This window comes from Gluconacetobacter liquefaciens, assembly GCF_003350405.1.
GTDB lineage: Bacteria > Pseudomonadota > Alphaproteobacteria > Acetobacterales > Acetobacteraceae > Gluconacetobacter > Gluconacetobacter liquefaciens.
Map to the genome: position 1 here is coordinate 339,479 of NZ_QQAW01000001.1, position 22,776 is coordinate 362,254.

Here is a 22,776-nt window from a genome sequence, read left to right on the forward strand (position 1 = left end):
TGTTCCATGTCCGCCGAGACCGAGGCTCTCAACGACCAGCTCAAGCAGTCGGTGGCACTGCTGAGGAGGCATCTTTGACTGGGATGTCGCAATCGGCCGTCTGGCCGAACTGAACAATCGGGCGGAGGACCCGGATCTGTGGAACGATCCGGACGCCGCCCAGAAGCTGATGCGCGAGCGCACCCTGCTGGCCGGGCAGGTCGAGGGGGTGCAGCGGCTGGAAGGCGATGTCCGCGATACGCTGGATCTGGTCGAACTGGCCGAGATGGAAGGCGATGAGGCCGTCCTGAAGGACGCCACGCGGATGCTGCGCGAACTGGCTGACGAGGCCAAGCGCCGCGAGACCGAGAGCCTGCTGTCCGGCGAGGCAGACAGCAACGACTGCTACATGGAAGTCAATGCCGGCGCAGGCGGCACCGAGGCCCAGGATTGGGCCGAGATGCTGTTGCGCATGTATACCCGCTGGGCCGAGCAGCATGGCTACAAGGTCACGCTGATGGAAAGCTCGGAGGGCGAGCAGGCCGGGCTGAAATCGGCGACGATCCAGGTGACTGGCCCCAATGCCTATGGCTGGCTGAAGACCGAGGCCGGCGTGCATCGCCTGGTGCGGATTTCGCCCTTCGACGCGGCGGCGCGGCGGCAGACGTCGTTTGCCTCGGTCTGGGTCTATCCGGTGGTCGATGATTCGATCGAGATCGAGATCAACGAAGCCGACCTGAAGGTCGATACGTTCCGGGCCTCGGGTGCCGGCGGGCAGCACGTCAACAAGACCGAGTCCGCGATTCGAATCACCCACATTCCCACCGGCATCGTGGTGGCCTGCCAGACCGACCGGTCGCAGCATCGCAACCGGGCGACGGCGATGACGATGCTGAAGGCCCGCATGTACGAGCAGGAACTGCAACGGCGCGAGGCCGCCGCGGCCCAGACCGAGGCGGCGAAGACCGATATCGGCTGGGGGCACCAGATCCGCTCCTACGTGCTGGCGCCCTACCAGTTGGTGAAGGACCTGCGGACGAATGTCGAGCGCGGCAACCCTGGCGCCGTGCTGGACGGGGACCTGGATGACTTCATGGCGGCAGCCCTGGCCGCCCGTGTGGGGGCGACCCGGTCCGAGGCCAGTGCTTCCGCCCAGTGATTGCCGCAGGGTGATCGCGGGGTATGCGCGCAAGAGAGGGCGGCTTCGGCCGCCTTTTTTTGTGAGATTTTTATGACGGGATTTGCGGCCCGCACGATGGATTCGAACCTGATCCGGCCCTCGTGCGTTCAGGTTCTGTCAGCGCGGCGAACGGGGCGACGTGGGCCGGAAGGCTAATGTGTCAGATTCGAAACAAAATCGGACCCGGCGCGAAAAATGGCAGAAAAATGGGCACACTCTCAAAAATCGCCAGTTTTTCGCCATTTATGACAGGTTGTTAATATGGCCATTTTTTGGGCCAGTGATGACAAATTACTCGTTTCAAATTCGATAAATATCTTGCTTGACATCGGATGGGCGCAATAGCCCAATTCGATGGCTTGGCGGCATTTCGATGTCTGTCCGGTCAGGTCGGAACGCAGGGGATGCACGATCCCGATTATCGTTTGTGCGTGCTTTCGCACATGCCGTGGCCATGCCACGGTATGGCCCGGGTTTGCCCGGAGAGAAGGCCGGACGCTGCGCAGTGGTCCTGATTTGTTGTGGTTTTGAGTGCCGAAACCGGCGTGGACGAGAGGGTTAAGGAGGTTTCGACATGAACTACGCGGAACAACAACGCAGTCCGACGAAGCATATTATCGGCATAACTGTCGTTGTTCTCCTGCACGTGGTTCTGATCTGGGCGTTGATGAACGGTCTCGGGGCGAAAATCGTCCAGGAACTGCACCCGCCCATCCAGACCAAGATTATTACGGAGAAGAAGCCGCCGCCGCCGCCACCACCGCCGCCTCCGCCGCCGGTGATGACGCAGCCGCCGCCGCCGTACATTCCGCCGCCGAAGATCCAGATCCAGCCGCCGCCGCAGCAGGTGATCAAGCAGGTGACGCATACGCCGCCGCCGAAGCCGATGCCGCCGTCACCGCCTGCGCCGCCGACAGTGCAGAACGCGCCGGTCGGGCCGCCGGTTCCGGATCATCTGGCGGGTGCGCGTCCGGTGAACAACGTCAAGCTCGAATATCCCGAGGAAATGCTCGAGGAAAATCGGGAAGGCCGCGTGACCGTGGTGTGCGACGTGGAGCAGGACGGGTCGACCAGCAACTGCGCGGTGACGAGCGTGCAGGGTGGGCAGTCGTTCTCCCAGGCCGCGTTGGATTACGTCCGCCGTGCCCGGTATCAGCCGGCGGTCAAGAATGGCGTGCCCATCAAGGAGTTCCGCCATCCGTACACGATTACCTTCAGGCTCAGCAACGACTGAGGGTTACCTAACGACCGGAGCCGGACGGGTGTGAACCCGCCGGCCCCGGGGTTCCGGCAAACGGGCCATCTACCACAGAGGATTTGGAGTACATGACCAGACTGCACCGTGTTCCTGTTGTTGCCGCGTCGGCCCTGGCTGCCATTCTGAGCGTCTCGTCGCCCGTGATCGCGGTGGCTCAGGACGCACAGTCCACCGCTCCGGCCGCGGCTCCCGCCCCTGACGCAGCGGCTCCGGCTGCTCCGGCGCCTGACGCATCGGCACCCGCTGCCGCCCCGACCGACGGCTCGGCTCCGGCCACCCCGCCGGCCGACGGCGCTGCCCCCGCTGCCCCGGCCGAGGGTGCGGCTCCGGCCGCCGATGCCTCCGCTCCGGCCCCCGCGGTGACGCCGCCGGCCGAAGATGCCGCCCCGGCGAAGCCGGCCGGCAACCCGTATGGCCTGGATGCGCTGTGGCGCAACGGTGACATCATCGCCCGCGGCGTTCTGCTGATCATGGTCGTCATGTCGCTGGGCACGTGGTACATCATGATCACGAAGTTCTTCGAACAGATGCGTATGTTCTCGGCCGCCAAGGGAGCCGCGTCGACCTTCTGGACCAAGTCTTCGATCCAGGAAGGCGCCGCCGCGCTGAAGCCGTCCTCGCCGTTCCGCTACATTGCCGATACCGGCATCGTCGCGGCCGAGCATCATGAAGGCACGATGCAGGAATCCATCGACCTGCACACCTGGACGTCGATGTCGATCCAGCGCGCCGTCGATACCATCCAGGCGCGGATGCAGGGTGGCCTGGCCTTCCTCGGCACCGTGGGTTCGACCTCGCCGTTCGTCGGTCTGTTCGGCACCGTCTGGGGTATCTATCACGCCCTGACCGCCATCGGTATCGCCGGCCAGGCGTCGATCGACAAGGTTGCCGGCCCCGTCGGTGAATCGCTGATCATGACCGCCATCGGTCTGGGCACCGCCGTTCCGGCCGTGCTGGGCTACAACCTGCTGGTCCGCCGCAACAAGGGCGCCATGGACAAGGTCCGCAACTTCGCCGCCGACCTGCAGTCGATCCTGCTGGGTGGCTTCCGTCATGGTGTCTCGCCGGAGATCGTGGTTCATCCCGATAACTCGCCGACCACCACCACGACCTCCAACCGGGTTGCCTGAACATGGCGATGCAAGTCGGAGGCGGCGGCGATGAAGACGAGGTGGTGTCCGCCATCAACACCACTCCGCTTGTCGACGTCATGCTGGTGCTGCTGATCATCTTTCTGATCACCATCCCAGTCGCAACACACACGATCAAGGTGAACCTTCCGAAGGACGCCAACCAGCCCACTCAGACCAAGCCCGGCAATGTGGTGCTGGCTGTGACGGAGAACGGGCAGATCTACTGGAACGAGGTCGCGATCAAAAGTCGGGCCGACCTTCTGGACCGGCTGGAAAAGGTGGCGGTGATCAAGCCGCAGCCCCAGATCCAGATCCGTGGCGATGCCAAGTCGCGCTACGAATCGGTCGGGCGGGTGATCGCCACCTGCCAGGAAGCCGGGATCTACCACGTGGACTTCATCACCGAGCAGCCCCACTCGGACTGAACGACGGGGAACAGGGGGCCGGCCCACGCCGGCCCCCGACTTCCGGGAATCTCACATCAGGGCGCCGCGTTTGTCCGTCCGCACCGGGTTCAGGTGGCGGTTCGAACGGTCCAGTGGCCCACGTTTTTTAGAGAGTACACCGCCATGGGCATGAGTGTCGGCTCCGAAAGCACCCACGAAGACGAAGGTATGGTCGATATCAACACGACGCCGTTGATCGACGTCATGTTGGTGCTGCTGATCATGCTGATCATTACCATTCCGTTGCAGACCCATTCGGTCGCGCTGGATCTGCCGCAGGGTGATCCGCCGCCTTCGACCGAAATTCCGAAGGTCGTGACGCTCGCGATCGATTTCGACAACAGCCTTTCGTGGAATGGCGAGCCCATCGGTGACGAGGGGTCCCTGCTGGCGCATCTCCAGGAGGCCGCGGCGCTGCCCGACCAGCCCGAAATGCATATCCATCCCAACCGTCTGGCCGATTACAAGACGGTGGCGCATGTCCTTGCTGACGCCCAGAGGCTTGGCATTACCAAGCTGGGTATCGTAGGTCAGGATCAGTTCATGGAAGGACAATGAGCTGATGTCATTACGTCTGTTCCGCGCCGGCCTGCTTGCCGGCGTGATCGCCGCCGTTCCGTTTTCCGTCTCGTCGGTCGGGTCCGCCTGGGCGGCCGACACTCTGAGCGCCAAGGTCGGCAAGCCCTTGCAGGAGGCCCAGACCGCCCTGGCCGCACATAATTATGCCAAGGCGATGACTGCCGTTGATACGGCCGAGGCCGTGCCCGGCAAATCCGATTACGAAGAATATACGGTGACCCAGATGCGTGCCGCCGTCGCGGCGCAGTCGGGTAACGTGGCGGCGGCCACCGCCGCTTATGACAAGCTGATCGCGTCCAGCCGTACTCCCAAGGACGCCAAGCTGCAGATGATGATGGCGGAGGCCACGATGGCCTACACCGCCAAGGATTATCCCCGGGCCGTCGCAGGGACCGAGCAGTATCTGAAGGCCGCCGGCAGCAACCCGGCGATGGAGACGCTGCTGATCCAGTCCTATTATCTGCAGCAGGATTACAAGAACGCCGCGCGCGTTCAGCAGGCGCAGATCGATGCCACGATCAAGGCCGGCAAGGTTCCCGTCGAATCCCAGTTGCAGCTTCTGGCGGCCTGCCAGACGCAGCTCAAGGACCAGTCGGGGCTGAACCACACCTATGTGACGCTGGTGTCCTATTATCCCAAGCCGGAATATTGGGCGCTGATCCTGCATGGGCTGATCACCAACCCCAAGGTCGCGCCTGGCCTGCAGCTTGATGTCTATCGCATTCGGCTGGCTGCGGGCGTCCTGACGGCACCGTCCGACTTCATGGACATGACCGAACTGGCCATGCAGGCTGGTCTGCCGCAGCTGGCGCTGGACCTGATGAACGCGGGTTATGCCAGCGGTGCCCTGGGCAAGGATGCCGGGGCGGCGCGCGAGGCCAAGCTCAAGGCCATGGTCGTGAAGGCGGTGGCCGACAAGAAGGCCACCATTGCGGCGGACGAAGCCGCTGGCGCCACCGCGCCGACCGGTAATGCGCTGCTGACCGTGGGCTACAATTATGTGACCTTCGGCCAGGCGGACAAAGGTCTGGCCGTGATGCAGAAAGGGCTGGCGAAGGGGCCGCTGGACCCCAATATCGGCAAGCTGCATTACGGTTTGGCGCAGGCTGCGGCCGGGCATACTGCTGATGCCATCGCGACACTCAAGACCGTCACCGGTGACAATGGCGCCCGGGATATCGCCCAGCTCTGGGTCCTCAAGCTGAGCCCTGCATCCGCGGCCCACGCGGCTGCGCCGGCCGCTCATCACTGAGTGGTCGCCGGGCCTGATCGGCTTGGCCGCGTGACCCGGAATGCCGGCGGGGCCGGGTGGAACGATCCACCCGGCCCTTGCTGTTTGAGGGGGTCCTTTTCGCCGATCCCGATTTTACGGTATCCTCGCTGACATTCCGGCCCGATCCGGCGGCCGGTGCTTTCAGGAATGACGATTCGCATCGTGACGATGTCCCAGACCGCCCCAGATTCCGACCTGCCTGCACGCATTCTGGTCGTCGAGGATGACCCCGGTATGCGTACCCTGCTGGTAAGGGCCTTGCAGGCTGATGGTTATCGCGTGCGCGGCGTGCAGGACGGGCGCGAAATGTGGGCCGCCCTGACGGCATCGCCGGCCGACCTGATCGTTCTGGATGTCATGCTGCCGGGAACCAACGGGCTGGATCTCTGCCGTTCGTTGCGGCGGGGCGGTGCGCCGGGTGCCGAGGTGGCCCATCCGGACCGCCATACGCCCGTCATCATGGTCTCGGCCCGGGGCGAGGAACTGGATCGTGTGCTCGGCCTGGAACTGGGCGCCGACGATTACGTGGCCAAGCCCTTCAGCCAGAAGGAGTTGCTGGCGCGGGTCCGTGCGGTGCTGCGCCGTGGCAGCGGCGGTGTGACCGGGGTGCAGCCCAGCACGCCGCGCCGCGAAACGCTGAAATTCGCCGGATGGACATTGGATCTGCGTCGGCGCGAACTGACCGACCCTTCTGGGGCGGTGGTGGATATTTCCGGCGCCGAGCATGATCTGCTCGCCAGCTTCCTGGACAATCCGCAACGGGTGATCGGGCGGGACCGCCTGCTGGAACTGTCGCGCACCCGTCTGGGTGATGTGTCCGATCGGAGTGTCGATGTGCTGGTCAGCCGCCTGCGCCGCAAGCTGGGTAACGATTCCGAATCCCTGATCCGCACCGTCCGCGGGCTAGGGTATATCTTCACCGCCCCGGTCGAGCGCCTTTGATGGGTGCGCGGAAACGCGGGCTGGTGGCGATCCGACGCGCGTTTCCGGCGCTCCGGTGCTCACGGCCATTGAGGCCGCTCCGCTCCGGTGCTCGGAAACACACGACGGACGCGGCCCTGCGGGCCGCTCTCGCTCACCAGCCCGCGTTTTCGCACATCCATTCCCGGTCATATGAGTTGGTGGCGATCCGACGCGCGGTTTCTGTGTATCAGTCTGAATTTCTGGTCGGGCGTTGACTGTCGGGGTTTCGCCGGGGCCGCGGCGGATCACGCTGTGGCCGCGCGGGTTGGTCGGGCGGGTCACGTTCGTGCTGCTGGCGGCGGTGGCGCTGGTGTTTCTCGGCAGTTCGGCGTTCTACGAGGAGGCCGAGACCTACACGGTCGATGATGCCCAACTCGATGCGATCGGCGAACGGCTGGCGGTGGATACGCGGGTGCTGGCGGCCACGCCGCTGGCCCAGCGACCCATCCTGGCGGCCATGCTTTCCACCGGCGACCTCACGCTCGATTGGCGGCCGCCCGTGGCGGGCCGGCCGATGCGGCCCGAGCCGTCGGCGCTGCGCGATCTGCACGACAAGCTGGTGGGGAACCGCGAACCGTTGCGTGGGGCGGTCCTGAACCTGTCGCCGACCCAGATCGGTACGTCGGATGTACGCGGCATCGTGCGGTTGCCCGATGGCAGCCGGCTGGGTTTCGTGGCGCCCGATATTCTGCAGCCGCACCATATGACGCGCGGTGTCGCCTCGGCCGCCATTCTGGCCGGGGCGGTGCTGCTGGCGGCGGCGATGCTGGTGCATACGCTCAGCATGCCGCTGCGGGCCCTGGCCGATCTGGCGGACGGTGTGGGGTCGGGCCGATGGGTGCCGGTCGAGGAGAAGGGGCCACGGGAAGTCCGGCATCTGGCCCGGGCGATCAATGCCATGCAGGACCGTATCCGCCGACTGATCGAGGACAGGACCGAGGCGCTGGCGGCGGTATCGCACGATCTGCGCACGCCGCTGGCGCGCCTGCGCCTGCGAGCAGGCTTTCTGAACGATCCGGAAGCGCAGAGCGCGATCGAAAGCGATGTTGCCGAGATGGAGGCGATGGTCGGCGGCGTGCTGGCGTATCTCTCCGGGGAAAATGATCCTGAGGCCGCTCGGTCGGTGGATCTGGTCTCGATCCTGCAGACGTTGGCCGATGACGCGGCCGACCAAGGGCGGGACGTGGTGTATGAAGGCATGGAGCATTGTCTGGCGAAAGTCCGGCCGCTGGCGATGAAGCGCGTCTTCGGCAACCTGATCGACAATGCCGTCAATTATGGTGGTGGCGCCCGGGTCGGCCTGTCAGTGGCGCCGGATGGCCTGCGGATACGGGTCGATGACGATGGGCCGGGGCTGCCTGAAGCCGAACTGACCCGGGTGCTGGCCCCGTTCTATCGGGTGGAGGGATCGCGGTCGCGCTCCACGGGCGGTCTGGGGCTGGGGCTGGCGATCGTCAACCGCGAAGTGCGGCGCGAAGGGGGCCAGTTCACATTGGCCAATCGGCCCGAAGGCGGCTTGCGGGCCGAAATTCTGCTGCCCCGTTCGCGGGCGCAGGGCACGGGCAAGCCGCAGCGGCCACATTGATAATAAAGGCGTTTCCCAAGGCTCAGCCTTTGGCGGCTTTCAGGGTGAAGCCCTGAAAGCCTGACCGAAAATGCGCCCTGGTGGCGATCCGACGCGCATTTCCCGCGCTTCGGTGCTCATGGCCATCAAGGCAGCTCTCGCTCACCAGAGCGTATTTTCGGTCAGGCTGTGAGGCCTGGGTCTGGCCTCAACGACAACAGGAGCCTCCCCAGACCGCCGCTGTCAGGGCAGTGCGGGGCGGTCGGCCATGGACAGGTGAAGCCGGGGCTGGTTGGTGTTCAGCCAGATACCGTGCGGCGAACGACCCGTGCGAATGGTGTCGACAACCTCGCCGCTCGTGGGGTCGATGATCGCGACATGCTGCCGCCAGCGCAGTGTCGCCCACATCTTGCCATCGGGCGCGAAGACGATGTCGTCCGGGCCGCCCGCTACATGATAGGACTGCACGACGTCCAGCGTATCCCAGTCCAGTCGCTCGATCACGCCCGAGGCGCGGCATGTTACATACAGGTGCTTCTGGTCGGGGGAGACGAACAGGTTGTGCGGGCCGGGCGCCATTTCGATCTTGCGCGCGATATGTCCGTCGGTCGGGTCGAGGGCGGCGACGTAGTTGGTGCCCATTACGCCTACCAGGACCTGCCCGTTATGCCACAGCACGCCGGCGGGCGTGGACCCGACATCGGAGGTCCACAGCACGTTGCCGGTCGCGGTCTCGATGGCCGTGACCTTGCCGGTATCCTGGAGGCTGACATACACGACCGAGGAGTCCGGCGCGTAGTTCATGTGGCTCGGCATCGCGTCGACATGCAGGCGGTGCAGCAGGTGATAATCCGAGGCGTCGTAGATATCGACCTGATTGCGCGCCAGTCCGGCGATGCTGAAGAAATGGCCGTCGGGGCTGAACTGAAGTTGGTAGGGGTCGGCAAGGGGGATCTGCTTCACCCGGTCGCCGGTGACGGCGTCGAGAAAGAACAGCATGTTGCCGGCGGTGTCGCCGACCAGCAAGTATTTCCCATCTGGCGTGGGGGCCGTGTGGTGCGGTTCGCGCAGGACCGAGACCCGCCGGACTTCCTGGTGGGTGTCGATATCGAATTCGCTGATGGTGGCATCGGCGGAGTTCAGCACGAAGGCCAGGCGTTCGGCCCGCGCCGCTCCGGCGGACAGGACGGCCAGTGCCGCGCCGGCCATCATCAGCACGCTGGCGCGGTGAACAAGACGGGGGCGGCGGAGCGGGACGGAACGCATGGTGGATTCGATGCCTCGGTTGTCAGAACGGGCCTTCGCCGTGGATCGCACGTCCGTCGCCGGGCCTGAGATCATGCAAGGCCAGAGCCCTTCCCGTGTGTCAACGCATTTCGGAGATCCGGTGCGTCTTTCGCCATGACTTCGCGCAAAGACACATTGCGTTTCGGTCATTTTCACGAATTTTACACGATATACGCCGTCGCCCGGCAGGCACGGACATGCCTCCATTCCGCCATCAGGGCTTGTTTCGCCGCGCATCTTGGCACATCTGGACAGTAACCGGACCGCTGCGGTCCGCCTTGCGCTGCCCCCCTGCCGGATAAGGCGATTATTGATGTTCATCGAAACCGAAGACACCCCCAATCCCGCGACCCTGAAATTTCTGCCTGGTCGCACGGTCATGCCCGGCCGCACCACCGCGGATTTCGTCAGCCCCGATGGCGTTGCCGGTCGGTCCGCGCTGGCGGAAGTCCTGTTCGACCAGCCCGGCGTGGCGCGGGTCTTCCTCGGGGGCGATTTCGTGGCGGTGACGAAGGACGAGAGCGTCGAGTGGTCGGCGCTGAAGCCGCAGATCCTGTCGGTCCTGGTCGATTTCTTCGTGTCCGGCCGCCCGGTCATCGATGAGGACACGGCGATCGAGGAAGACCTGATCGCCCCGGAGGACGAGGAAATCGTCCGCCAGATCAAGGAACTGCTGGATACCCGTGTTCGTCCGGCCGTGGCGGGCGATGGCGGCGACATCGTGTTTCGCGGCTATCGCGACGGCGTGGTGCGGCTGACGATGCAAGGGGCCTGCTCGGGCTGTCCGTCCTCGCGCGCCACGCTGAAGCATGGTGTCGAGAACATGTTGCGGCATTATGTGCCGGAAGTGGTGTCGGTCGAGCAGGTGGACGCCTGATCTGCCGGATACCGGTTACGTAAGGTGGGAGACGACATGGTTCTGGACGAAGCCGGGCTGGATCTGCTGTTCCGTACGGCGCGTACGCCCGAACGCTGGCGCGACGAGGCGGTGACGGACGATGTGCTGCATCGTCTGTACGATCTGGTGCGGTTGGGGCCGACCTCGGGCAATGGCTCGCCGGCCCGGTTCGTCTTCCTGCGGACCGTCGACAATCGCGAACGGCTGCGTTCCACCCTGTCGGAAGGCAATGTCGAGAAAGTGCTGTCGGCGCCGGTGACGGTGATCGTGGCGCATGATCCGCTGTTCTTCGACCGTTTCGCGACGTTGAACCCGGAGCCGGGCCTGCGGTCCTGGTTCGCCGCCGATGTCGGGTTGGCCGAGGAGACGGCCTTTCGCAACGGCACGCTCCAGGGCGGATACCTGATCATGGCCGCGCGGGCGCTGGGGCTGGATGTGCTGCCGGTTTCCGGTTTCGACGCCTATGCGGTCGAGGATTCGTTTCTGGCCGGGCAGGGCTGGCGGGTCAATTTCCTGGTCAGCCTCGGCTATGCCGACGGGCAGCCCGAGCGCCCGCGTGCGCCGCGCCTGTCCTTCGACGATGCCTGCATGATGCTCTGATCCCGCGTGCGGATTCTGGTTGTCAACGCCGCGCCGGCGGGAGCGGACGCGAGGGCGCTGCTCGGCTGTGTCGAGGGGAGTGAGGGCGCATTGCATCCGGTGCGTATGCTCGACCTGCCCGGTCGCGGCGGTGCCGAGGCGATGCCGGCCCATTGCAGCGCGCTGCTGGCGGCATGCGGGTGGCGGGCAGCTGACCTCGACCTGATCGCGGTGGTGGTCGGCCCCGGTTCGTTTACCGGGCTGCGGGCGTCGCTTGCCATGGCGCATGGTCTGGCGCTGGGCACGGGCTGCCCCCTGGTGGGTGTGACTGGCGGCGAGGCCATGGCCCGCGCCGTGCGGGAAGAGGCTGGGCCGGGGCGGGGGGTGCTGTGCCTGTCGTTTGCGCGGCGTGGCCGCATCTTCGTGGAGCAGGATGGCGTGGTGCGCGCCGAGATGGGCGACGATTTCGTCTTTCCGCCCGGCAGGCTGCTGGTGGCGGGGGATGAAGCCGCCGGAATGCTGGCCGCGCGCGGTGCGGGGCGGGAGGATATCGCCCTGTCATCATGGCGCGTGCCTGATGGGGTGATGGTCGCCCAGGCGGCTCTGGACCAACGGGCGGGCAGGGTGGGGGCGCGGGAAATCCTGCCGCTCTATGTCGATCCGCCGGAAGCGAAACTGCCGGCGGCGGGGCTGCGCCCGGCGCCCTCCGCGCCGTGATCGGGGGCGCTTGACCGGCATGGCGGCGCGGCCTGTCATCGCGGCGGGCGGCAGGCATGTGGGGGCGCTGCTCGCGGCCCTGCATCGTGCCGCTTTCCCGCCCGCTGAATGCTGGGACGAGGCCGCGATGGCGGCGGTGCTGGCGATGCCGGGCGTGCTGGTCGGGCTGGGCAGCCTGGGCGAAGAATCGGTGCCCGGCGGGTTCGTCATCGGCCGGGTGGCGGCCGACGAGGCGGAGATCCTGACGCTGGCCGTGACCGGAACGGCGCGGCGCCGGGGGCTGGGGCGCGCGCTGCTGGACTGGATGGCGAGCCAGGTGGCGGCCCATGGCGCCGGGCGGCTGATCCTGGAAGTTTCCGCGGGCAACGATGCCGCGCGGGCGCTGTATCGGGGGGCGGGCTTTACCGAAATCGGCCGTCGTCGTGCCTATTATCCCGATGGGTCGGACGCGCTGGTGTTGGAACGGGTGTGGGTGGGCCAGGAGCCTGCCGCGCTCTGACAGGCGGTGAAATTTTGATGACGGGCCGGTGTCAGGCAGGTGACTTGACGATCAGGATTTCGTGGATCTCGTGACCGTGATCGGTCTGCGCCGCGATCGTATGGCCCAGTTGCCGGACGCTGCGGCTGACATTGTCGAGTGGTACCGCGCCCCGTAGCCGGACCCGCAGCTTTCCGCCATCGGGCAGTCGATCTAGGGCCAGGCGGGTGCGCACGAAAGTCATCGGGCAGCTCTCCGCAGTAATGTCGAGTGATGCATTTTCCAGATCGTTCATCACTATCTCCTTCTGCCCGATGTGGTTGCGGCGGCGCGGCGTTCAATTATAAGGGAAGCGATTTATTTGACTGGCAGGATCTTGGATATGGCCACTGAAATGGAAAACAACACTCTGCGCGACCTGACGGCGCAGATCGCGGCGGCCTATGTCTCGGGCAATGCTGTTGAGGCGGCTGCCCTGCCGGACCTGATCCGGCAGATCTATGGCACGCTGGACGGGTTGGGCCGCGTGGCGCCGGAGCCCGAGCGCCCGGTACCGGCGGTTTCGCCCAAGCGGTCGGTCTTCCCGGACTATATCGTGTGCCTGGAAGACGGCAAGAAGCTGAAAATGTTGAAACGGCACCTGAAGACGGCCTATGATCTGACCCCGGACCAGTATCGGGAGCGGTGGGGCCTGCCCCATGACTACCCGATGGTGGCACCGAACTATGCGAGCCACCGGTCGTCCCTCGCGCGGAAAATCGGACTGGGTACGAAGCGCGAGGAGTGAATATGGGGCGCCCGACGACGGGTCGGCCCTTCTCGGAGGAGGCGGTAGCTTCGTTGGACCAGACGTTTGAGGTTCGGGCCGGACTGCCAGCATGGTAGCGTCGGGCGATGCCATGGAATCGCGCATCGGCCAGATGTGCATCGAGCGTGGCCTGAAAATGACGGGGCAGCGGCGCGTGATCGCCCGCGTCCTGTCCGAGGCCGAGGATCATCCCGATGTCGAGGAACTGTACCGCCGCGCGGTCAGCCTCGATGCGCGGATCTCGGTCGCGACCGTCTATCGGACGGTGCGGCTTCTCGAAGAGAAGGGCATTCTCGAACGCCGGGATTTCGGTGGCGGGCGTGCGCGCTACGAAGCGACCGAGGACGGCGACCATTATCATCTGATCGATGTCGACACCGGCAAGGTCGTCGAATTTGAAGACGCGGAACATACGGCTCTGATGCATCGGATTGCGGCACGGATGGGTTTCGACCTGGTTTCCCACCGTCTGGAACTATTCGCGCGCCGCAAGCCGACGCCGCCGGAGGAGAAGCCGGCCAGGGCCGCCCGGGCGGCAAGCAAGGATGGATCACGTCGTTGAGCCTTGAAAAACCGATCCGGTCGCTGTCGACCCTGGAATTCGAGCGGGATGGGTTTCCCGAACTGCGCGGCGGCAATCTCGGTGTGCGCATCGCCGCCACCGACGCGGAGCGCGATGCCGCCCAGGCGTTGCGCTATCGCGTCTTCTATGAAGAGATGGGCGCGCGGCCGGATGAGCGGACCCTACGTACCCGCCGGGATGTCGACGAATTCGACGAACATGCCGATCATCTGCTGGTCATCGATCATGCGATTTCCTCCGGCCCCAAGGGTGTGGTGGGGACTTACCGGCTGTTGCAGGGCGACAATGCGCGCAAGGTGGGGCGTTTCTACAGTTCGGGCGAATATGACTTGTCGCCGTTGACCGATTTTCCGGGGCGGCTGCTGGAAGTCGGCCGGTCGTGCGTCGATCCCAACTATCGCGGCCGTGCGGCGATGCAGTTGCTGTGGCGCGGAATCGCTTCCTACATCTTCCTGCATCGGATCGACGTTCTGTTCGGGTGTGCCAGCCTGCCGGGGACCGATCCCGCGCCGTTGGCCGACGAACTGACCTATCTCTATCACAACCATCTGGCGCCGCCCGCGCTGAGACTGCGCGCCCTGCCGCATCGGCGGGTCGAGATGCTGCGCGGTGATCCGAACCTGCTGGATCATCGCCGCTGCCTCGCCCGCCTGCCGCCCCTGATCAAGGGTTATCTGCGGCTGGGCGGCTATATCGGCGACGGTGCCGTCGTGGACGATCAGTTCAATACGACCGATGTGGCGGTGATCGTGAAGAGCGAGCTGCTGGCCGACAAATATTACCGTCATTACGAACGACGGCTGCGTGACGCTCTCGACTAGGGCCCTGCCCGCTGGCGTGCTGCCGGGGGATGCCCTGCCCGTTGCGCCGGTTCCGCCCGTCTGGCTGGGGAATGGCCTTGCGCGGGTGATCGGGGCCGGGGGATGGCGGGCCGACCTGCTGATGCTGCTGGCGGGCGCGCTGGCGGCGCTGGCCTTTCCGCCGGTCGATCTGTTTCCGATCCTGATTCCGTGCTTCGCCGTGCTGACAGCGGCGATCGACGCCGCCAGTTCGTGGCGGGGGGCTGCGCGGCGGGGTTTCCTGTTCGGGCTGGGGTTGCATACCGCCGGGTTGTACTGGCTGACCGATGCGATCCTGGTCCGTGCGGATACGTTCTGGTGGCTGGTGCCGCTGGCTTCGCCCGGCTGTGCGCTGATCCTTGCACCCATCGCGGCGTTTCCAGCCGCATTGTGCCGTCTGGCCCCCGTCGGCTGGCGGCGTCTGCTGGCATTTGCTGGCCTGTGGACGCTGTTCGACATGGCGCGGGTTTTCATCTTCAGCGGCTTTCCGTGGAATCCGCTGGGAACGACCTGGGAACTGCCGGGCCGGCTGGGCGACGTGATGATTCAGCCGGCGGCGTGGATCGGGGTCGATGGACTGACCCTCGGCACCGTTCTGCTGGCGCTGCTGCCGCAGGTCGGGCGGCGCGGTGTGCTGGCGCTTGTGGCGGGACTGGTGGCCTGGGGGCTGGCAGGCTGGGGGCGGCTGGTGCTGACGCCGCTGCCTGCCGGCCGGAACCCGATGGTGGTACTGGTTCAGGGCAACGTGCCGGAAACCGAGAAGATCGGCGGCCGCGACAATGTCGCGATCTTTCGCCGCTATCTGGCCCTGACGCGCTCCGGCATTGCCGATGCGCTGCCGGAGGCCGGAGGGCGGCCGTTGGTCTATGTCTGGCCCGAGACGGCCTTTCCCGGCCTGCTGGCGGAAGACGATATCGCGCGGCGGATGATCGCGCGGGCCGGCGAAGGGGCGGCGGCGGGGGTGATCGGCACGATCCGCAGCGATGCCGAGGGCCGCTGGCGCAATAGCGTGATGGCGGTGACCGGCCCTGATGGGCGGGTGGCCGACCTCTACGACAAGTCGCATCTGGTGCCGTTCGGCGAATATCAGCCGCGTTTCCTGCCGTTCCACGTCGTTCCCGGCGAGGGCATGGCGGCGGGGAGCGGCGTCCAGACCTGGCATCTGCCGGACGTGGCGCCGGTCGGGCCGCTGATCTGCTATGAGGTGATCTTCTCCGGCCAGGTCGTGGACGCGAAGGATCGTCCGGACTGGCTGGTCAATGTGACCAACGATGCTTGGTATGGCGACAGCGCCGGGCCGCGCCAGCATCTGGCGGCGGTGCGGATGCGCGCGGTCGAGGAAGGGCTGCCGGTGGCGCGGGCCGCCAATACCGGCATTTCCGCCGCGTTCGACGCCCATGGCCATGAACTGGCGCGGCTGGGCTGGAACCGTCAGGGGGTGCTGGCCGTTTCCCTGGGGGGCGCATTGCCCGTGACACTGTTCGGCCAGTGGGGACGTTGGATTCCGATCCTGCTGGCGATGATGACGCTGTTGCCCGCATTGGGAGAATGGCTGCCGGGGATCGGCAGACGCATGGCGATCCGCCGCCTGTAGCCGAATGCTCCCTCGGATGACGGCGTGGCGATATACGGCCATTTCTGGCAACATTTATACGTCTTGCTTATGACCTGTCTGCTCGTCACTGCCGGGCCGATCATGCGTGCGCTGACGCGGTATCTTACAAATTGATTGTCAAATTGTCAGTTAGCGGGCTGTCAGGATGATGGTAAATCAAATGTTAATGTCGCATTATCCCGCCCGCCGCATATTGGACCCCGCTAATGCCCAGGGACAAGAAGAACCGTTGACCGACAAGCCCAGTGGTCCGAAACCTGTGGATGTCCATGTCGGCGGTCGTATCCGGTTACGCCGGACATTGCTGGGCATGTCGCAGGAACGTCTTGGCGAGGCACTGGGCTTGACGTTTCAGCAAGTCCAGAAATATGAGCGCGGGACCAATCGGGTCAGCGCGTCGCGGCCGTATGAATTGTCGGACGTGCTGGATGTGCCGGTCAGCTTCTTTTTCGATGGCCTGGACCGTGGTCGCCGTTCGTCCGGCCAGGCGGCTGGCAGACCCGGTCTTGAGATGTCATCCGGCTTTGCCCAAGCCCAGGAAGCTTTTGGCGGTGCGCCCGATGGTTCGTCGGCGTCGACCAGTGAAATGACCCTGCTGGCGCGCCGCGAGACGATCGAACTCGTGCGCACCTATTATCGCATCGAGGATGCCGCGACCCGCCGACGGGTGCTGGACCTGATCCGGATGATGATTCCGCCGGAATAAGCGGGGTCAAGGGGCCGACTGGCCCCTTGCGGGTCGAGGGCGGCGCCCTCGCCTTGCCTACTCGCGCCGAAGAACCCGGTCATTGACGAAGGACGCCAACCGCCCGGCGATGAAATCCTGGCGCAGTTGCGTCTCGTCATATTCGTCGCGCACCCAGTCCAGGAACGGGATACGGCCTTCGGCCTGCTGCTGGTAGCGCAGGAAGAAGGCATCGAGAATACCGGTGCGAGAGCGGTTGAAGTGACCGAACCGCCAGGAGAGCTGGCGCAGCGCCTGGGCCGCGGTGCCGCCTTCGAACAGGATGACCAGCCCCGAGGCAAGGCCCGCCCGGTCGGCGCCGGACTTGCAGTGCATCAGCATCGGGAATGCGATTGTCTGGTACATCGCGGCGAAGCGCAGGATGCGCTCGCGATGCGGAGCGCCCCGGCTTTCGAACGCCATGTCCAGATGGACCAGCCCCAGCCGGGACGCGGCCTCGCGCGACAGGGCGTCGGACCCGCATTTGCGGTGGCCGCGCAGATTGACCAGCGTGCGCAGGTGATGGCGGCGCATGGCCGCCGCCAGCCGGGCCGGGGTGGGGTGATTGCAGCGATAGACCTTGCCGGGAATGACGGCGGCGAGGTTGGTCCAGGGGATGCGGAAGATGGCATGATCGACGAACAGGCTGTCGATCCATGCCCGCCTTCTGCCGCCGGGCGCGGCCAGAGATCCTTCGAACACGGCGGGCGGCTTCCTTGACCGGACTAAAAAGAAAGGGCGCCGGATGTGTGTCATCCGGCGCCCCCTCCGTCAATCTCTTCCCGTTACACGGGATGAGAGATCGGGATCAGACCTTGCGTTCCAGTTGCAGTTCCTTGATCCGGGCGATGGCCTTCGCCGGGTTCAGGCCCTTGGGGCAGGTCTGGGTGCAGTTCATGATCGTGCGGCAGGCATACAGCTTCAGCGGATCTTCCAGCGCATCCAGTCGGTCGCCCGTATGCTCGTCACGGCTGTCGGCAATCCAGCGATAGGCTGCCAGCAGGGTGGCCGGGCCGAGATACCGGTCGCCGTTCCACCAGTAGGACGGGCACGAGGTCGAGCAGCAGAAGCACAGGATGCATTCCCACATCCCGTCCAGCTTCTCGCGTTCCTCGATGCTCTGGCGGCGCTCGGAATCCGGCGGCGGTGCCGTGTCGGACTTCAGCCAGGGCTCGATCGAGCGGAGCTGGGCATAGGCGCCGTTCAGGTCGGGCACCAGGTCCTTGACCACGGGCATGTGCGGCAGCGGGTAGATCGAAACCGCGTCCTTCACGTCCTTGATCGGCTTGAGGCACGCCAGCGTGTTCTCGCCGTCGATGTTCATCGCGCACGAGCCGCAGATGCCCTCGCGGCATGAACGCCGGAAGGTCAGCGTCGTATCGACGTTGTTCTTGATATGGATCAGCGCGTCCAACACCATCGGGCCGATCGTGTCCAGATCGAGCTCGTAGGTGTCGATCACCGGGTTTGCGCCGTCGTCCGGGCTCCACCGATAGATCCGGAAGGGCTTGACGTTCTTGGCACCAGGCGCGGCCGGGAAGATGCGGCCCTTCCCGATCGTGCTGTTCTTTGGCAGGCTGAATTCGACCATCGTCTCGTTCCTTTTCCGCCGCTTCGCTCAGTAGACGCGCTTCTTGGGGGGGAAGACCTGGACCTCGTCGGTCAGCGTCTTCATATGCACCGGGCGGTAGGTCAGGGAGACGCCACCCTTGTCGTCCAGATGGGCGACGGTGTGCTTCATCCATTCCTTGTCGTCACGGTCCGGATAGTCGTCGTGGGCCTGGGCGCCGCGGCTCTCGTGCCGGGCCTCGGCGCCCGCCATCGTGACCGTGGCGTTGGCCAGCAGGTTCTCGAACTCCAACGCTTCCATCAGGTCGGTGTTCCAGATCAGCGAACGATCGGACACCGCGATGTCGGGCACCTCGGTCCAGATTTCCTTGATCTTCTCGACACCTTCCGCGAGGCTCTTGGAATTGCGGAATACCGCCGCGTGCTTCTGCATCGTGCGTTGCAGCTTGTCGCGCATGGCCGACACATGGGTGCCGCCCTTGGCGTTGCGCAGCTTGTCCAGACGGTCCAGCGCGGCCTCGCCGGCTTTGGGCGGCAGCGGCGCGATGGTCTCCAGCGGCTTGATCAGTTCGGCGGCGCGCCGGGCGGCGGCACGGCCGAACACGACCAGATCCAGCAGCGAGTTGGTGCCCAGGCGGTTGGCGCCATGCACCGACACGCAGGCGGCTTCGCCCACGGCCATCAGGCCGGGAACGACGGCGTCGACATTGTCGGCGGTGGGGCGGATGACCTCGCCATGATAGTTCGTCGGGATACCGCCCATGTTGTAATGCACGGTCGGCAGGACGGGCACCGGCTCCTTGGTCACGTCGATGCCGGCGAAGATGCGCGCGGTCTCGACGATGCCGGGCAGGCGCTCATGCAGCAGGTCCGCGCCCAGATGCTCGAGATGCATCATGATGTAGTCTTTGTGCGGACCACAGCCACGGCCTTCGTTGATCTCGATGGTCATGGAGCGCGAGACGACGTCGCGCGATGCCAGGTCCTTGGCGGTCGGCGCGTAACGCTCCATGAAGCGCTCGCCTTCCGCGTTCGTCAGGTAGCCGCCTTCGCCGCGGCAGCCTTCGGTCAGCAGGCAGCCGGCCGGATAGATGCCGGTGGGGTGGAACTGGACGAATTCCATGTCCTGCGTCGGCACGCCGGCGCGCATTGCCATGCCGCCGCCGTCGCCGGTGCAGGTATGGGCCGAGGTGCAGGACTGGTACGCGCGGCCATAGCCGCCGGTCGCCAGCACCACCGTCTGCGCGCGGAAGCGATGGATCGTGCCGTCTTCCAGGCACCAGGCGACGACGCCGCGGCAGGCGCCTTCGTCGTCCATGATCAGGTCGATGGCAAAATATTCGACGAAGAACTCGACGTTATGCTTCAGGCACTGCTGGTACAGCGTGTGCAGGATGGCATGGCCGGTGCGGTCGGCGGCGGCGCAGGCGCGGGGCACCGGGGCCTCGCCGTAATTGCGCATATGGCCGCCGAACGGGCGCTGGTAGATCTTGCCTTCTTCGGTGCGCGAGAAGGGAACACCCAGATGTTCCAGCTCCTGCACCGCCGGCACGGCCTCGCGGCACATATATTCGATGGCGTCCTGGTCGCCCAGCCAGTCCGACCCCTTCACGGTGTCGTACATGTGCCAGCGCCAGTTATCCTCGGCCATGTTGCCCAGCGAGGCGCCGATGCCGCCCTGGGCGGCGACGGTGTGGCTGCGGGTGGGGAAGACCTTGGTGATGCAGGCGGTCTTCAGGCCGGCCGCACCCATGCCCAGCGTCGCGCGCAGGCCCGACCCGCCGGCGCCCACGACCACGACGTCGTACGCGTGGTCGATGATGCGGTAGGCATTCGATGATGGAAGAGTGATCGCGTTCATTGTTTGGACGTGTCCTGATGCTCGTCCGGCCCGATGGGCGCCTTTGGCGGCTGCTCCGGGGCCGGAACTGTCCTCTGTGTCACTTGCCTCGTGGCCCCCCGCGCCATCCGCCCGGGGGAGCCCGATCAGGCACCCGCCTTGGTCGACGGAGCCAGCGCCAGCTTCAGGACGGCGATCACCGCGAACAGCCCGATCAGAAGGGCGGCGCCCTTGAGAAGCAGGCTGGCCGGCAGATGCGCCTTGCCGTGCACGTAGTCATCGATGATGACCTGCAGGCCCAGCTGCATGTGGTAGAATGTCAGGACCATCAGGGCCAGCAGCATCGAGGCGTTGACGGGCTTGCCGCCCCATTCCACGACGTCCTGCTGTTCCGCGCCGGCCAGGCGCAGGACCTGGATGACGAACCAGCCCGAAAGCGGGACCAGTGCCACGGCGGACATCCGTTCCAGCCACCAATGGTCGACACCGGTCTTGGCCGAACCGAGGCCCCGGGCCCGGCCGAGTTGCGAGCGCATGACATCAATGCGCGGCGTGTGGGACGCGTTCATGTCAGGATGCCTTCTTTTTTCTGGAGCGGCAGGCGGCGACGCCGAAGATGCTGGCGAGCAGCACCAGCGTGGCCCCCACCGTCACACCCACGGCCACCGGACCGTCTTCGTTGATCTCCTTCTTTTCGAAGCGGTGGCCGGTATCCCATGCGAGATGCCGCAGCCCCGCGACGAAATGGTAGACCAGCGCCAGCGTCCACCCCGCGAGGGCGAGCTTGCCCAGCGGATTGCGGGTGACCTTCTGAACCTTCTTGAAGGATTCTGGCCCTTTCGCTGCGGCGCTCAGCCAGCAGACGCCCAGCGCGGACCCTGCCGCTGCTGCGACGCCGGCTGCCCGGTTCGCAATCGAAAGAAACATGGAGAGGCGGAAGCGATAGACCTGGAGATGCGGGGACATGGGTCGCCGGGTCAGTGTTCCGTCGCTTCGGTGCCCTATATAGAGCGCATCACGGACATCCTGCATGGTCGTCTCGTCGATTTCCCTGATTATGGCTCCGGTTTGTTCCGTCGCCTTGTGCCTGTTCGGTCCTACGCCGGGGATGCGGCGCGGTCAACGCAGGGGGGAACACGAGGTCGCGAGACGCCCGGCCAGCGGCCGGCCCCGGGGAACTGGAACGGTGTCGAACCGTTCCGGTTCCCCGGCAGTCAGGTGCGGTTATACTCAGTGGGCGCGGGGGTGAATCAGGTCCAGCGCGATCATGGTTTCGGCGATCTGCACGGCGTTCAGCGCAGCCCCCTTGCGCAGGTTGTCGGAGACGCACCAGAAGGCCAGCCCGTTGGGCACGGTGGGGTCGATCCGCAGCCGCGACACGTAAGTCGCGTCCTCGCCGACACATTCGATCGGCGTGACGTACCCGCCGTCCTCCTGCTTGTCGTGCAGGACGACGCCCGGCGCATCGCGCAGGACGGCGCGGGCGCGCTCCAGGTCCACTGGTTCCTCGCATTCCACCACCACGGCCTCGGAATGGCCGATGAAGACTGGCACCCGCACACAGGTAGCGAATACAGAGATATCAGGGTCGAGGATTTTGCGGGTCTCGACCGCCATCTTCCATTCCTCTTTCGTCGCGCCGTCATCCATGAAGCGGTCGATATGGGGAATGCAGTTGAAGGCGATCTGCTTGGTGAACTGTTCCGGGCTGGCCGGGTCGCCGACGAAGCTGCCGCGCGACTGGATGAACAGCTCGTCCATGCCCTCCTTGCCCGCTCCGGCCACCGCCTGGTAGGTGGCGACGACCACGCGGCGGGTGGTGAACAGGTCGTGCAGCGGCTTCAGCGCCACCACCATCTGGATGGTCGAGCAGTTGGGGTTGGCGATGATGCCGCGCTTCGCCTTCTTCAGCGCGTCGGGGTTCACCTCGGGCACCACCAGCGGCACGTCGGGCTCCATGCGGAACTGCGACGTATTGTCGATGACGATGCAGCCCGCCTTGGCCGCGCGCGGCGCATGCACGGCCGAGACCGAGGCGCCGGGCGAGAACAGGGCGATGTCCCAGCCGGTGAAGTCGAAGGTTTCCAGGTTCTGGACCTTCAGCACCTTTTTCTCGCCGAACGAGATCTCCTGCCCGACCGAGCGGGCCGAGGCGAGGGCGGCAATCTCGGTAATCGGGAACGCGCGTTCGGCCAGCGTTTTGAGAATTTCACGCCCCACGGCTCCCGTGGCGCCTACGACCGCGACGCGGTATCCCATCGACACAATCCCTGATCTATGCCCCCGGCCTGTCCGGCGAGCCTTGAAGCTCCGAAACGGAGCGTGGTGAGAGGTAGTGCCAGACCGGGTGCTATGCAAGCGAACGCCGCTGTCGGGCGCGGTTTTTCCCCGTTTCGGCCCTTGTAGGCTGGCGGGGGTCTCCTGCTTGTGTTGCCTTTCGGGCGTTGCCGCGCGTTGTCAGGAT

Annotated in this window: 25 protein-coding genes; 17 read left to right on the top strand and 8 right to left on the bottom strand. The window is 65.5% G+C overall.

The window, feature by feature from the left end; all coding sequences use genetic code 11:
• The first annotated feature begins 6 nt into the window (after positions 1–6).
• From prfB to C7453_RS01575, 8 genes are all read left to right on the top strand, one after another.
• A protein-coding gene (gene prfB, locus C7453_RS01540) for a peptide chain release factor 2 (protein ID WP_114725401.1) occupies positions 7–1,138 on the top strand; the annotation gives its coding sequence in 2 pieces (ribosomal slippage) (positions 7–75 and positions 77–1,138; 1,131 coding nt in all).
• A gap of 595 nt (positions 1,139–1,733) precedes the next feature.
• Entirely contained in the window at positions 1,734–2,393 is a 660-nt protein-coding gene (locus tag C7453_RS01545) for an energy transducer TonB (protein ID WP_114725403.1), read from the top strand.
• A 92-nt stretch (positions 2,394–2,485) separates the two neighbouring features.
• Complete coding sequence (locus C7453_RS01550) at positions 2,486–3,547, top strand: MotA/TolQ/ExbB proton channel family protein (RefSeq protein WP_114725405.1); 1,062 nt, start codon at positions 2,486–2,488, stop codon at positions 3,545–3,547.
• Between the two features lie 2 nt (positions 3,548–3,549).
• Positions 3,550–3,975, top strand: coding sequence for an ExbD/TolR family protein (locus tag C7453_RS01555; protein WP_114725407.1), 426 nt, complete (start codon positions 3,550–3,552; stop codon positions 3,973–3,975).
• Positions 3,976–4,119: 144 nt separating this feature from the next.
• Positions 4,120–4,554 carry an ExbD/TolR family protein gene (locus tag C7453_RS01560; RefSeq protein WP_114725409.1) on the top strand — a complete coding sequence of 145 codons (435 nt, stop codon included), beginning with the start codon at positions 4,120–4,122 and terminating at the stop codon, positions 4,552–4,554.
• 4 nt (positions 4,555–4,558) lie between these two features.
• A complete protein-coding gene (locus C7453_RS01565; protein WP_114725411.1) occupies positions 4,559–5,827 on the top strand; it encodes a tetratricopeptide repeat protein in 1,269 nt (422 codons plus the stop codon).
• 189 nt (positions 5,828–6,016) lie between these two features.
• On the top strand, positions 6,017–6,790 hold the full coding sequence (locus C7453_RS01570; protein WP_170143104.1) for a response regulator: 774 nt from the start codon (positions 6,017–6,019) through the stop codon (positions 6,788–6,790).
• A gap of 232 nt (positions 6,791–7,022) precedes the next feature.
• Entirely contained in the window at positions 7,023–8,396 is a 1,374-nt protein-coding gene (locus C7453_RS01575) for an ATP-binding protein (RefSeq protein ID WP_114725415.1), read from the top strand.
• A gap of 222 nt (positions 8,397–8,618) precedes the next feature.
• Here the strand turns inward: C7453_RS01575 and C7453_RS01580 are convergent, their stop codons facing one another.
• On the bottom strand, positions 8,619–9,641 hold the full coding sequence (locus C7453_RS01580) for a YncE family protein (RefSeq protein ID WP_114725995.1): 1,023 nt from the start codon (positions 9,639–9,641) through the stop codon (positions 8,619–8,621).
• Positions 9,642–9,975: 334 nt separating this feature from the next.
• Here C7453_RS01580 and C7453_RS01585 point away from each other — a divergent pair, with 334 nt between their 5' ends.
• From C7453_RS01585 to C7453_RS01600, 4 genes are read left to right on the top strand one after another with little or no spacing between them, the layout of a single operon-like run.
• Positions 9,976–10,539, top strand: a complete 564-nt coding sequence (locus C7453_RS01585) for a NifU family protein (RefSeq protein WP_114725417.1) — start codon at positions 9,976–9,978, stop codon at positions 10,537–10,539.
• 36 nt (positions 10,540–10,575) lie between these two features.
• Positions 10,576–11,160 (top strand): malonic semialdehyde reductase, encoded by a 585-nt coding sequence (locus tag C7453_RS01590; RefSeq protein ID WP_114725419.1) that lies wholly within the window; start codon positions 10,576–10,578, stop codon positions 11,158–11,160.
• Between the two features lie 6 nt (positions 11,161–11,166).
• Complete coding sequence (tsaB, locus tag C7453_RS01595; protein ID WP_114725421.1) at positions 11,167–11,856, top strand: tRNA (adenosine(37)-N6)-threonylcarbamoyltransferase complex dimerization subunit type 1 TsaB; 690 nt, start codon at positions 11,167–11,169, stop codon at positions 11,854–11,856.
• Positions 11,857–11,875: 19 nt separating this feature from the next.
• Entirely contained in the window at positions 11,876–12,355 is a 480-nt protein-coding gene (locus C7453_RS01600; RefSeq protein WP_114725997.1) for a GNAT family N-acetyltransferase, read from the top strand.
• Between the two features lie 31 nt (positions 12,356–12,386).
• On the opposite strand, the gene C7453_RS01605 is transcribed toward C7453_RS01600, so the two are convergent.
• Positions 12,387–12,629: a sulfurtransferase TusA family protein gene (locus C7453_RS01605; RefSeq protein WP_114725423.1), complete on the bottom strand. Its 243-nt coding sequence runs from the start codon at positions 12,627–12,629 to the stop codon at positions 12,387–12,389.
• 87 nt (positions 12,630–12,716) lie between these two features.
• On the opposite strand from C7453_RS01605, the gene C7453_RS01610 reads away from it, so the two are divergent.
• From C7453_RS01610 to C7453_RS01630, 5 genes are all read left to right on the top strand, one after another.
• Positions 12,717–13,121 (top strand): MucR family transcriptional regulator, encoded by a 405-nt coding sequence (locus C7453_RS01610; RefSeq protein WP_114725425.1) that lies wholly within the window; start codon positions 12,717–12,719, stop codon positions 13,119–13,121.
• Positions 13,122–13,212: 91 nt separating this feature from the next.
• The gene (locus C7453_RS01615) at positions 13,213–13,704 is read left to right on the top strand and encodes a Fur family transcriptional regulator (RefSeq protein WP_114725427.1); all 492 of its coding nucleotides are present in this window, start codon (positions 13,213–13,215) and stop codon (positions 13,702–13,704) included.
• Positions 13,701–14,546 (top strand): GNAT family N-acetyltransferase, encoded by an 846-nt coding sequence (locus C7453_RS01620; RefSeq protein ID WP_114725429.1) that lies wholly within the window; start codon positions 13,701–13,703, stop codon positions 14,544–14,546. The genes C7453_RS01615 and C7453_RS01620 overlap by 4 nt, the downstream gene beginning before the upstream one ends.
• 121 nt (positions 14,547–14,667) lie before the next feature.
• Positions 14,668–16,158 (top strand): apolipoprotein N-acyltransferase, encoded by a 1,491-nt coding sequence (gene lnt, locus C7453_RS01625; protein ID WP_114725999.1) that lies wholly within the window; start codon positions 14,668–14,670, stop codon positions 16,156–16,158.
• A gap of 169 nt (positions 16,159–16,327) precedes the next feature.
• Positions 16,328–16,885 carry a helix-turn-helix domain-containing protein gene (locus C7453_RS01630; RefSeq protein WP_371858468.1) on the top strand — a complete coding sequence of 186 codons (558 nt, stop codon included), beginning with the start codon at positions 16,328–16,330 and terminating at the stop codon, positions 16,883–16,885.
• Between the two features lie 57 nt (positions 16,886–16,942).
• On the opposite strand, the gene C7453_RS01635 is transcribed toward C7453_RS01630, so the two are convergent.
• The 6 genes from C7453_RS01635 to C7453_RS01660 form a co-directional block, all read right to left on the bottom strand.
• The gene (locus C7453_RS01635; protein WP_114725432.1) at positions 16,943–17,605 is read right to left on the bottom strand and encodes a protein-tyrosine phosphatase family protein; all 663 of its coding nucleotides are present in this window, start codon (positions 17,603–17,605) and stop codon (positions 16,943–16,945) included.
• Between the two features lie 106 nt (positions 17,606–17,711).
• A complete protein-coding gene (locus tag C7453_RS01640) occupies positions 17,712–18,494 on the bottom strand; it encodes a succinate dehydrogenase iron-sulfur subunit (protein WP_114725434.1) in 783 nt (260 codons plus the stop codon).
• 27 nt (positions 18,495–18,521) lie between these two features.
• The gene (sdhA, locus tag C7453_RS01645) at positions 18,522–20,333 is read right to left on the bottom strand and encodes a succinate dehydrogenase flavoprotein subunit (RefSeq protein ID WP_114725436.1); all 1,812 of its coding nucleotides are present in this window, start codon (positions 20,331–20,333) and stop codon (positions 18,522–18,524) included.
• Between the two features lie 125 nt (positions 20,334–20,458).
• Positions 20,459–20,881, bottom strand: a complete 423-nt coding sequence (gene sdhD / locus C7453_RS01650; protein WP_114725438.1) for a succinate dehydrogenase, hydrophobic membrane anchor protein — start codon at positions 20,879–20,881, stop codon at positions 20,459–20,461.
• Between the two features lies 1 nt (position 20,882).
• Complete coding sequence (sdhC, locus tag C7453_RS01655; protein WP_114725440.1) at positions 20,883–21,344, bottom strand: succinate dehydrogenase, cytochrome b556 subunit; 462 nt, start codon at positions 21,342–21,344, stop codon at positions 20,883–20,885.
• 198 nt (positions 21,345–21,542) lie between these two features.
• Positions 21,543–22,571 carry an aspartate-semialdehyde dehydrogenase gene (locus C7453_RS01660; RefSeq protein WP_114725442.1) on the bottom strand — a complete coding sequence of 343 codons (1,029 nt, stop codon included), beginning with the start codon at positions 22,569–22,571 and terminating at the stop codon, positions 21,543–21,545.
• Positions 22,572–22,776: the final 205 nt, after the last annotated feature.

Coding starts and splice junctions, on each gene's coding strand:
- sdhD (WP_114725438.1), bottom strand. CDS start 20,881: ATGAACGCGTCCCACACGCCGCGCATTGATGTCATGCGCTCGCAACTC.
- C7453_RS01615 (WP_114725427.1), top strand. CDS start 13,213: ATGGTAGCGTCGGGCGATGCCATGGAATCGCGCATCGGCCAGATGTGC.
- C7453_RS01570 (WP_170143104.1), top strand. CDS start 6,017: ATGTCCCAGACCGCCCCAGATTCCGACCTGCCTGCACGCATTCTGGTC.
- C7453_RS01640 (WP_114725434.1), bottom strand. CDS start 18,494: ATGGTCGAATTCAGCCTGCCAAAGAACAGCACGATCGGGAAGGGCCGC.
- C7453_RS01560 (WP_114725409.1), top strand. CDS start 4,120: ATGGGCATGAGTGTCGGCTCCGAAAGCACCCACGAAGACGAAGGTATG.
- lnt (WP_114725999.1), top strand. CDS start 14,668: ATGCTGCTGGCGGGCGCGCTGGCGGCGCTGGCCTTTCCGCCGGTCGAT.
- C7453_RS01600 (WP_114725997.1), top strand. CDS start 11,876: ATGGCGGCGCGGCCTGTCATCGCGGCGGGCGGCAGGCATGTGGGGGCG.
- C7453_RS01580 (WP_114725995.1), bottom strand. CDS start 9,641: ATGCGTTCCGTCCCGCTCCGCCGCCCCCGTCTTGTTCACCGCGCCAGC.
- C7453_RS01585 (WP_114725417.1), top strand. CDS start 9,976: ATGTTCATCGAAACCGAAGACACCCCCAATCCCGCGACCCTGAAATTT.
- C7453_RS01630 (WP_371858468.1), top strand. CDS start 16,328: ATGGTAAATCAAATGTTAATGTCGCATTATCCCGCCCGCCGCATATTG.
- C7453_RS01610 (WP_114725425.1), top strand. CDS start 12,717: ATGGCCACTGAAATGGAAAACAACACTCTGCGCGACCTGACGGCGCAG.
- C7453_RS01550 (WP_114725405.1), top strand. CDS start 2,486: ATGACCAGACTGCACCGTGTTCCTGTTGTTGCCGCGTCGGCCCTGGCT.
- C7453_RS01545 (WP_114725403.1), top strand. CDS start 1,734: ATGAACTACGCGGAACAACAACGCAGTCCGACGAAGCATATTATCGGC.
- sdhC (WP_114725440.1), bottom strand. CDS start 21,344: ATGCAGGATGTCCGTGATGCGCTCTATATAGGGCACCGAAGCGACGGA.
- C7453_RS01555 (WP_114725407.1), top strand. CDS start 3,550: ATGGCGATGCAAGTCGGAGGCGGCGGCGATGAAGACGAGGTGGTGTCC.
- C7453_RS01660 (WP_114725442.1), bottom strand. CDS start 22,571: ATGGGATACCGCGTCGCGGTCGTAGGCGCCACGGGAGCCGTGGGGCGT.
- C7453_RS01565 (WP_114725411.1), top strand. CDS start 4,559: ATGTCATTACGTCTGTTCCGCGCCGGCCTGCTTGCCGGCGTGATCGCC.
- C7453_RS01590 (WP_114725419.1), top strand. CDS start 10,576: ATGGTTCTGGACGAAGCCGGGCTGGATCTGCTGTTCCGTACGGCGCGT.
- C7453_RS01605 (WP_114725423.1), bottom strand. CDS start 12,629: ATGAACGATCTGGAAAATGCATCACTCGACATTACTGCGGAGAGCTGC.
- sdhA (WP_114725436.1), bottom strand. CDS start 20,333: ATGAACGCGATCACTCTTCCATCATCGAATGCCTACCGCATCATCGAC.